The organism is Methyloversatilis sp. XJ19-13 (genome assembly GCF_024580155.1).
Lineage (GTDB): Bacteria > Pseudomonadota > Gammaproteobacteria > Burkholderiales > Rhodocyclaceae > Methyloversatilis.
Genome location: NZ_JANINH010000006.1, coordinates 1 through 9,293, shown reverse-complemented (window position 1 = coordinate 9,293; position 9,293 = coordinate 1). Strand labels below are relative to the sequence as shown.

The following is a 9,293-nucleotide window of genomic DNA, read 5'->3' as shown; positions in this document are numbered from 1 at the left end:
GGCGGGCCCATCCACCCGGTGGCGCCGCTGCGCGCCCCGCGCCCCGAAAAGGTGCCGCCGGTGCTGTGCCTGATCGGCCGCGTGGTGCCGATCAAGGACATCAAGACCTTCATCCGGGCGATGCGTCGCGTCGTGAATCGCATGCCCGAGGCGCAGGGCTGGATCGCCGGTCCGGCCGAAGAAGATCCGGCCTATGCCGAAGAGTGCCGCAACCTGGTCGACAGTCTCGGCCTGACCGACAACGTGCGCTTTCTCGGCATGCAGAAGATCGACGAACTGATGCCGAAGATCGGTCTGGTCGTGCTGTCGTCGATCTCCGAGGCGCTGCCGCTGGTGCTGCTGGAAGGGTATGCCGCGGGCGTGCCTGCGGTGTCGACCGATGTCGGGTCGTGCCGCCAGTTGATGTACGGACTGGGCGACGAAGACGAGGCGCTGGGCGCGGCCGGCCGCGTGGTCGGCATCGCCGATCCGCAGGCGCTGGCCGATGCCGCGCTCGAACTGCTCGGCGATCCGGTCGCCTGGGCCTCCGCGCAGCAGGCCGGCATCGCGCGCGTCGAACGCTACTATAGCGACACGCAGATGTTCGACCGCTACCGCGAGGTCTACACCCAGGCACTGGCGCGCGAAGGTCGCACCGCCGGTGGCTGCCCGTTCGGGCATGGAGCGCGCTGATGGCCGGCATCGGTTTCGAACTGCGCAAACTGCTGAAGAAGGACAGCCTGCTCGGGCTGGCGCAGGCCTACAGCTATGCCGGCGTGATCGGCTCCGGACCATGGGTGCTGTCCATCGTCGGCATCCTGATGGTGGGTCTGCTGTCGCGTGCCGTCGTGGTGCCGGAATTCCTGGTCACGCAGTTCCAGGTGTCGGTGACCTGGCTGATCGCCACCTCGCTCATCCTGACCGGCGTCGTGCAGCTGGCGTTCACCCGTTTCGTGTCGGACCGCCTGTTCGAGAAGCGCGACGACATCATCATGTCGAACTTCAACGGCCTGCTGCTGTGGGTGATCGCGCTGGCCGGCATCATCGGGCTGGTGCTGGCATTCACGCTGTTTTCCGGCCTGTCGGTCGCCTACCGGCTGCTGATGCTGTCGGGCTTCGTGCTGCTGTGCGGCATCTGGGTCGCCACGATCTTCCTGTCCGGGCTCAAGATGTACCGCGCCATCCTGCTGCTGTACGCACTGGGTTACGCGATCACCGTCACGGCTGCGCTGCTGGCCCGGCCGTGGGGGCTGGAAGGCCTGCTCGGCGGCTTCGTGCTCGGTCACTTCGTGCTGCTGGTCGGCATGTGGATCATGACGTCGTGGCACTACCGCTCGGCGGTCACCATTTCGTACGAATTCGCCGACCGCAGTACGCGCTATCCGACGCTGATGGCGATCGGCCTGCTGTACAACCTCGGCGTGTGGGCCGACAAGTTCATGTTCTGGAGCTGGCCGGAAACGTCGGACGCCATCATCGGTCCGCTGCGCGCGTCGGTCATCTACGATCTGCCGGTGTTCATGGCTTACCTGTCGATCATCCCCGGCATGGCGGTGTTCCTGGTGCGCATCGAAACGGATTTCGTCGAGTACTACGATCGCTTCTTCGATGCGGTGCGCGCCGGCGGTTCGCTCGAATACATCGAGGACATGCGCGACGAAATGGTCTATTCGATCCGTCAGGGCCTGGCCGAAATCGGCAAGATCCAGACGCTGGCCATGCTGGCGGCCATCGTGGCCGGCCCGGCCGTGTTCGCACTGCTGGAGATTTCGGAGCTCTACCTGCCGCTGCTGTACATCCAGACGCTGGCGGCCAGCCTGCAGGTGGGGCTGCTAGCGCTGCTGAACGTGTTCTTCTACCTGGACCAGCGCCGGCTCATCCTCGGTCTGTGCGCCTTCTTCTGCGTGTCGAACATCGTGTTCACCGCGCTGTTCTTCAAGCTGGGCGCCAGCTTCTACGGCTACGGCTATGCGTTGTCGGTGCTGCTGACGCTGCTGTTCGGCCTGTATGCGCTCGACCGCAAGCTCGGGCGGCTGGAATACGAAACCTTCATGCTGCAGTGATCGCCGGCCTCGAACATCAGGCCTGACGCCGTCCGTCCTGTTCGGCCTGTGATCCGCCGCGTGTGAGGTCGGGCGCGGCAGTCGAAATCGCCTGCTGCGCGTCCGTCGCGTCGGATTGCATATCGCTGGCGTCGCACAGCGTCGTGATCTGCAGCCGGCCGCCGGTCTGCTGCGCTTCACCCTGCATGCTGATGGCCGGCAGATCGCCCGCGTCTCGGCCGGTGCCGATGCGGACCAGACGCCCGATCGGCGCCGTGCCGGTCGGATCGAACAGATACCAGCGCTCACCCAGAAACACTTCGATGCAGCAGTGCAGACCGGACAGCCCCTGTCCCGAACTGCTGCCCGGCCCGGTCACGCTCACCAGCCGGGCCGGAATATAGAGTGCGCGGCACAGCGAGATGGCGAGATGGGCGAAGTGTTCGCTTGCGCCGCTCTTGTCCAGCAGGGTGTCCATGACCGACTTGTCGGCGCCGGCCTGTGCCGGGTCGAAGCAGGTGCGGTCGCGCACGCACTCGCACAGCGTGGCCACGCGCGCATAGCCGGGCTTCATGCGGCCGAAGGTGCGGAAGGCCAGACGGGTCAGCGGCTCGGTCGGGCAGAACGGGCTTTCGTGCAGAAAAGGCAGCACATCGAACGGCAGTTCGGCGACGCCGATCTCGGCCAGCGTGGCCGGGTCGGCCAGGTGATGCGTGGTCAGCACGCGTGCCGAATAGTCGATTTCGAGCGGGCCGGGTGGCGCCTGCACGTGCAGCACGCGCTGGCCGAGGCGGCCGTTGACGATGCGGCTGCGGGCGCCGAGCGACGACACCAGCGACTCGCCGCTCACCTTCTGCTGGGGTGTCGCGGCGGGCAGGATGCGCAGCGCGAAGCTGCCCGCGGTGTCGACGTCGTAACGCAGTGAAACAGTGACGTTCATCCTGGGCATGGGCACGGCTCCGATGGCGATTTGAGGCAACCGGGCGGATGCTAGACGTGCGGGGTGACCAAGGCTGTAGGACGGGGACTACCTGCTTCGGGGCGGCTGCACGACGGGAAAATGTCCCGGTATGCCGCTCGCGTGCTGGCTCAATACAGCGGCCGCTGCAGTTCGTTCCGCAGGATGCGATAGAGCGACAAGCGTCCCGGGGCGACGTGGTCGCGCAGCGCGCAGTCGGGCTCGCGGTCGTGCGCGCAGTCGCGGAAGCGGCACTTGCCGAGCCAGGGACGGAAGTCGACGAAGGCGTATTCCAGCGCCGGCAGGTCGAGGTGCGACAGGCCGAATTCCTGCAGGCCGGGGCTGTCGATCAGTTCGCCGCCGCCCGGCAGTTCGTACAGCCGGGCGTAGGTCGTGGTGTGCTTGCCGGAATCGAGCGCAGCCGAGATCTCGCGCGTTGCCGCCGCGGCACCGGGGATCAGCGCGTTGACGAGTGTCGACTTGCCCATGCCGGACTGGCCGATGAACACGTTCAGCCGGCCCTTCAGATGGCTGGCGAGCAGCGACACGTCCTGCTTCGCCGACAGCTCGAGCACCGTGTAGCCCATGGCCGCGAAACCGGCGAGCTGCGCGCGGGCGCCCGCAAGACCTTCGGCAAGGTCGCACTTGTTGAGCACGATCAGCCCGTCGACGTCCTGCGCCCCGATCGCGATGAGGATGCGCGCCACCAGATCGGCGTTGAAGCCCGGTTCGGTCGCGGTGACGATCACCACCTGGTCGACGTTGGCGGCGACCGTCTTCTGCTTGAAGGCATCCTTGCGGTAGAGCAGGCTGCGCCGTTCGTGAATGCGTTCGATGCGCGCCTGATCCGCCTGCAGCGACAGCTCGACCCGGTCACCGCAGGCGACTTCGGAACGTTTGCCGCGCGGGAAGGCCTGCAGCACCTGTCCGTCGTCGAGCCGAACCATGTAGTGCCGGCCGTGCGCCGACACGACGCGACCTGCAACGGTGTTCAAAGGTCGCGCATCGCTTCGATGCGGGCGGCGCAGATCAGGTCATTGATGGATACGCCGCGCACGCTGTGCGTCGTGAACACCACGCGCACCCGGTTGAAGCCGAACATGATGTCCGGGTGATGATCTTCGGCTGCCGCCAGTGCCGCCACCTGGTTCACGAACGCGACCACCTGCGCGTAATCGGCGAACTGGAAGTCCTTGGAAATGTGGTTGTCCGCCTCGATCCAGCCCGGCACGCTGCGCAGGTGGGTGGCCAGGGTGTCGCCGGTCAGTCTCTTGTGCGCGCCTTTCTGCGGCGTGCAGTGCTGCTGGGCAAGTTCGTGTGCGTTCATGAATGAAGGTCGTGGCGGTCAGAGCGTCTGCAGTTTTGCCACGCGCAATGCGGCGGGCGGGTGCGAATCATAGAAGCTGGAATACAGCGGATCGGGCGTCAGCGTCGAGGCGTTGTCGCGGTACAGCTTCACCAGTGCCGACACCAGCCAGCCGGAGCGGGTCTGCGCCGCGGCATAGGCGTCGGCTTCGAATTCATGCTTGCGCGACATCAGCGACATGATGGGCGACAGCGGGAAGGAGAACACCGGCATCACCAGCGCGAACAGCATCAGCGCGATCACGTTGCCCTCGCTGCTCACCCCCAGTTGCGCGTAGAACCACGGCTGGTCGATCAGCCAGCCGAGCAGGGCGAAGAAGGCCAGACTGCCGCCGCCGATCAGCGCCACGCGCTTCCAGATGTGGTGGTGCTTGTAATGACCCAGTTCGTGCGCCAGCACGGCTTCGATCTCGTCGCCGCCGAGCCGGTTGAGCAGGGTGTCGAAGAACACGATGCGCTTGCCCTTGCCGAAGCCGGTGAAGTAGGCGTTGCCGTGCGCCGAGCGGCGCGAGCCGTCCATGACGAACAGGCCGTCGGCGCGGAAACCGCAGCGCTCGAGCAGGCCTTCGATGCGGCTGCGCAGTTCGCCTTCGGGCATCGGCTCGAACTTGTTGAACAGCGGTGCGATCAACGTCGGGTACAGCAGCATCGCGGCCAGGCTGAACGCCAGCCAGAACGCCCAGGCGTACACCCACCAGGCACTGCCCAGGCTGTCCATGATCCACAGCACCGCGGCCAGCACCGGTGCGCCGATGGCGGCCGCCACCAGCCCGTGCTTGATGAGGTCGCCGAAGAACATGGCGGGCGTCATCTTGTTGAAGCCGAAGCGGGCTTCGATGACGAAGGTGCGGTACAGCGTGAAGGGCAGGTCGATCACGCCGGACGCGAGCGTCAGCACGCCGACGAACACCAGGTCGCGCAGCAGGCCGTCGCCGGCAAGGCTTCCGGCAAGGTCGTAGAACCACTGCAGGCCGCCGCCCAGCGTCAGCACCAGAAGCCACAGTGCGCTCACCACCACATCGGCACGCGCGAGGCTCACGCGCGCCATCGTGTAATCGGCCGCTTTCTGATGGGCGTCCAGCGGAATGCTGTCGCGGAAGGCCTGCGGCACTTCGGCGCGGTGCGCCGCGATGTGCGCGCGGTGGCGGGTCGCGAGCCACAGGCGCACGCCGGTGGTCAGCACGAGTGCAAGGACGAATATTTCGGTCAGCATGATGGAGAGCCTCGGGTGGATGCGGTTCCTGTCGGAACTCCGATTTAGACGGAGTCCAGGTCACCTGAGTGTGACAAAATCAGGCCGATCCGCGTTCGGACGAACGCATTAATCCCGCTTGGAAATTTTCTCGATTATGGCACAGGACCCCACCTACCTCGTCTGGCTGGACATGGAAATGACCGGCCTCGACCCCGACAACGATCGCGTCATCGAGCTGGCCTGCGTGGTCACCGACGCGCATCTCGAAGTGGTCGCCGAAGGGCCGGTGATCGCCGTGCACCAGTCCGACGAGGTGCTCGCCGGCATGGACAAATGGAATACCAGCACGCACGGCAAGTCCGGCCTGACCGAGCGCGTGCGCGCCTCGACCGTCACCGAAGCGGCTGCCGAAACCGAAATGATCGCGTTTCTGAGCCAGTACCTGCCCGAGCGCACCAGCCCGATCTGCGGCAATTCGATCTGTCAGGACCGCCGCTTCCTCGCCCGCCACATGCCGCAGCTCGAAGCGTGGTTCCACTACCGCAATCTCGACGTGTCGGCGCTCAAGGAGCTGTGCAAGCGCTGGCGGCCGGAACTGGCGGCGCAGTTCAAGAAGGCGCAGCGCCACGAGGCGCTGGCCGACATCTACGAATCGATCGACGAACTCAAGTTCTACCGCGAACACTTCCTGCGCATGGAGTGAGGCCATGAGCACCCTCCGCATTGCGGTTGCGCAGATCAACTGCGTGGTCGGCGACCTTGACCACAACGTCCGCCTGATTCTCGACGCCGCGCAGCGCGCGGTGGAGCAGGGCGCCCAGCTGCTGCTGACACCCGAACTGGCCCTGTGCGGTTATCCGCCGGAAGACCTGCTGCTGCGGCCGGACTTCATCCGCGGCTGTGCCGCCGCGCTGGCGCGTCTGGCGGCTGAAGCGCCAGCCGGCCTTGCGCTGCTGGTCGGTCACCCGCACGCGACGGGCGATCGCCTGTACAACGCCGCCAGTGTCGTGCGTGGCGGCCGCGTCGAAGCGACCTATTTCAAGCAGCGCCTGCCGAATTACGAAGTGTTCGACGAACAGCGCTATTTCGACGAAGGCACGGCCCCGCTGGTGGTCGACGTTGCCGGCGTGAAGGTCGGCGTGAACATCTGCGCCGACGTGTGGGAAGCCGGCGCGCCGGAAGCCGCTGCGGCCGCGGGTGCCCAGTTGCTGGCCGTGCTCAACGCCTCGCCCTACCACGTCGACAAACCGGTCACGCGCGAACAGGTGCTGGCCGAACGCGTGCTCGCGACCGGCATTCCGGCCATCTACTGCAATCTGGTCGGCGGTCAGGACGAACTGGTGTTTGACGGCGCCTCGTTCGCGCTCGACCGGCTTGGCCGCCTCGCCTGGTGCGCGCCGCATTGCCGCGAGCACTTCGCCACGGTCGATTTCAGCGACGGCGACATCGTCGCCCAGCCGCTGCCGCCGGTCACCCCGGTCGAGCAGGACTGTTACGAAACGCTGGTGCTGGGCGTGCGCGACTACCTCGGCAAGAACGGCTTCAAGCAGGCGCTGATCGGCCTGTCCGGCGGCGTCGATTCGGCGCTGACGCTGTGCATCGCGGTCGATGCCATCGGCGCCGAAAACGTTCGCGCCGTCATGATGCCCTCCCCCTACACCGCGCAGATGAGCCTCGACGACTCGCGCGCACTGGTGCGCAATCTCGGCGTGCGCTACGACGAAGTGTCGATCGCCCCGGCCATGGCCACCTTCGAGCAGATGCTCAAACCCCTGTTCGGCGACGCCGCGGCCGACACCACCGAAGAAAACGTGCAGGCGCGCGCCCGCATGATCATGCTGATGGCGCTCTCCAACAAGACCGGCGCCATCGTGCTCACCACCGGCAACAAGAGCGAAATGGCGGTCGGCTATTCCACGCTCTATGGTGATCTGGCCGGCGGCTTCGCCGTGATCAAGGACATCTACAAAACCTTCGTCTATCGCCTGTGCGCCTGGCGCAACAGCCAGCGCCCCGACATCCCCGACAACATCCTGACCCGCGCCCCGTCCGCCGAACTGCGCCCCGACCAGACCGACCAGGACAGCCTGCCCAGCTACGAAACGCTCGACGCCATCATCCAGGCCTACATGGAGCGCGACGAATCACCGCGCGAAATCATCGCGCAGGGTTTTGCCGAAGCGGATGTGAAGCGGGTGATCGGGTTGCTGAAGCGTAATGAATACAAGCGGCGGCAGGCTCCGCCGGGGGTGAGGGTGACGGAGCGGGGGTTCGGGAAGGATTGGCGGTATCCGATTACGAATCGGTTTCGGGACGAGGTCTGAGGCTTACTCGACGCGAACACCGAGTTCGAGCACGACATCTTCCGGTAAGGCGAAGAAGGTGCGCGAGAAGGGACTACGGATGCGGTCGGGATTCAGCTTTTCGCCTAGGTCGAACAGTTGCGGTGGTCGGGTCGCCGAGCCGCCCGATCATGGGCGGGCTACCCGGCCACAAGCTGTTCGCCCACGTGATCACCGCCAAGTACCGCGACCACCTGCCGCCGTACCGACAAAGTGTCGTCAACGCACGCTAGGACAAGGTCAGCCTTCGATATCCTCTCAATTCTATTCCAAAGTTCACTAACAGGCTGGTGAGAAACCCTTGAATCCTTCCGGATCATGGACTTCCGTTCATTTTTTCCGGCACCGGAAGTGCGCCGTGGCGCTTGATTCAGGGCTCTTTTACCCCTGCATTCCGCCGCTCGCCAAGCGGCGGACGTACTTGTCCCTACGCGGTCGCCGCCTGCCGCATCAGATTCAGCAGTCTGGTCAGGTTGTAGGCCGCGAACGCAAACAGCGCCTGACCCGACAGCTTCTCCAGCCCCTTGTGCCGCGTCTTGCGCAGACCGCCCACCGTCTTGATCCAGCCGAAGGCTTCTTCGATCATCTTGCGACGCCTCAGACTCATCGCATACCCCTTGCCGCGCGCGGTACGTCCGTCGACCGCGCTGCCGGTTACCTTTCGAGCCACATGCGCGCGGATGCCGCGTCGTTCGAGTTCGCCAACGAATTCGGCGGTGTCGTAGCCCTTGTCGGCACCGATCGTGGCGCCCGGTTTGCGCACGCTGCGATCCACCATCCGGATCGCCGCTTCCCACTCCGCGCGGCCGGTGGCCTGCGTGCTCTCGACATCGACGACGAGCCCGTTGCGGTTCTCCGACAGCGCGTGCGTCATGTAGCGCAACTTCGCCTCGGTGAATTCGCCTTTCTTGTACAGCCGCGCCTGCGGGTCGGTTGTGCTCTGGTGCGTGGCGTTGCTGCGCTTCTCACCCTTGAAATTCGTCTCGGGGTTGCGCCCCGCCGGTTTGTCGGGGCCGCTGCCGTCCTTGGGCACGAAGCTCTTGTGGCTGGCCCAGGCCTCGATCATCGTGCCGTCGACGCTGAAGTGCTCATCCGACACGAAACCCTGCCACTGCGCCAGATGCAGCACGCGGCGGAAGAACGGGCGGGCAATGTCGTCGTCGAGCAGCCGGTCGCGGTTGATGCTGAATACCGTGCGATCCCACACCACATCGGTAAGCGTCCGACCGCCGCCGTCTTGCGTTTGAGTGCTCAGCGTGGCGAGTTGATTTCGTCGGTGAATTCGTCGTCGTCCCATGCCTTGCCGATGGCGGCATCCAGACGGACGAGCAGTTGATGCAGGGTTTCGTCCTTGCGCTTGCGCAGCATGGCCAGACAGGTGTGGTCGTCGTTGGCGATGGCCACACAGCCGA

9 protein-coding genes are annotated in these 9,293 nt (G+C 65.5%); 4 read left to right on the top strand and 5 right to left on the bottom strand.

Annotation, left to right across the window (positions count from 1 at the left end):
• Both pelF and pelG read left to right on the top strand, forming a co-directional pair.
• A partial coding sequence (pelF, locus tag NMQ14_RS09500) for a GT4 family glycosyltransferase PelF (protein ID WP_257095525.1) occupies window positions 1-672 on the top strand: 672 nt, incomplete at its 5' end.
• The gene (gene pelG, locus NMQ14_RS09495; RefSeq protein WP_257095523.1) at window positions 672-2,042 is read left to right on the top strand and encodes an exopolysaccharide Pel transporter PelG; all 1,371 of its coding nucleotides are present in this window, start codon (window positions 672-674) and stop codon (window positions 2,040-2,042) included. The genes pelF and pelG, both read left to right, overlap by 1 nt.
• 16 nt (window positions 2,043-2,058) lie before the next feature.
• Here the strand turns inward: pelG and NMQ14_RS09490 are convergent, their stop codons facing one another.
• The 4 genes from NMQ14_RS09490 to NMQ14_RS09475 all read right to left on the bottom strand — a co-directional run bounded on the left by NMQ14_RS09490 (window position 2,059) and on the right by NMQ14_RS09475 (window position 5,557).
• Window positions 2,059-2,970: a transglutaminase family protein gene (locus tag NMQ14_RS09490; RefSeq protein ID WP_257095521.1), complete on the bottom strand. Its 912-nt coding sequence runs from the start codon at window positions 2,968-2,970 to the stop codon at window positions 2,059-2,061.
• A gap of 140 nt (window positions 2,971-3,110) precedes the next feature.
• On the bottom strand, window positions 3,111-3,926 hold the full coding sequence (rsgA, locus tag NMQ14_RS09485) for a ribosome small subunit-dependent GTPase A (protein ID WP_257095987.1): 816 nt from the start codon (window positions 3,924-3,926) through the stop codon (window positions 3,111-3,113).
• 44 nt (window positions 3,927-3,970) lie between these two features.
• A complete protein-coding gene (locus NMQ14_RS09480; protein WP_257095519.1) occupies window positions 3,971-4,306 on the bottom strand; it encodes a 4a-hydroxytetrahydrobiopterin dehydratase in 336 nt (111 codons plus the stop codon).
• An 18-nt stretch (window positions 4,307-4,324) separates the two neighbouring features.
• On the bottom strand, window positions 4,325-5,557 hold the full coding sequence (locus NMQ14_RS09475; protein WP_257095518.1) for a M48 family metallopeptidase: 1,233 nt from the start codon (window positions 5,555-5,557) through the stop codon (window positions 4,325-4,327).
• A 136-nt stretch (window positions 5,558-5,693) separates the two neighbouring features.
• Between NMQ14_RS09475 and orn the strand changes: the two genes are divergently transcribed.
• Window positions 5,694-6,242 carry an oligoribonuclease gene (orn, locus tag NMQ14_RS09470; protein WP_257095517.1) on the top strand — a complete coding sequence of 183 codons (549 nt, stop codon included), beginning with the start codon at window positions 5,694-5,696 and terminating at the stop codon, window positions 6,240-6,242.
• Between the two features lie 4 nt (window positions 6,243-6,246).
• Window positions 6,247-7,863, top strand: a complete 1,617-nt coding sequence (locus NMQ14_RS09465; protein WP_257095516.1) for an NAD+ synthase — start codon at window positions 6,247-6,249, stop codon at window positions 7,861-7,863.
• 445 nt (window positions 7,864-8,308) lie between these two features.
• Here the strand turns inward: NMQ14_RS09465 and NMQ14_RS09460 are convergent, their stop codons facing one another.
• Window positions 8,309-9,091 (bottom strand): IS5 family transposase, encoded by a 783-nt coding sequence (locus NMQ14_RS09460; RefSeq protein WP_257095515.1) that lies wholly within the window; start codon window positions 9,089-9,091, stop codon window positions 8,309-8,311.
• Window positions 9,092-9,293: the final 202 nt, after the last annotated feature.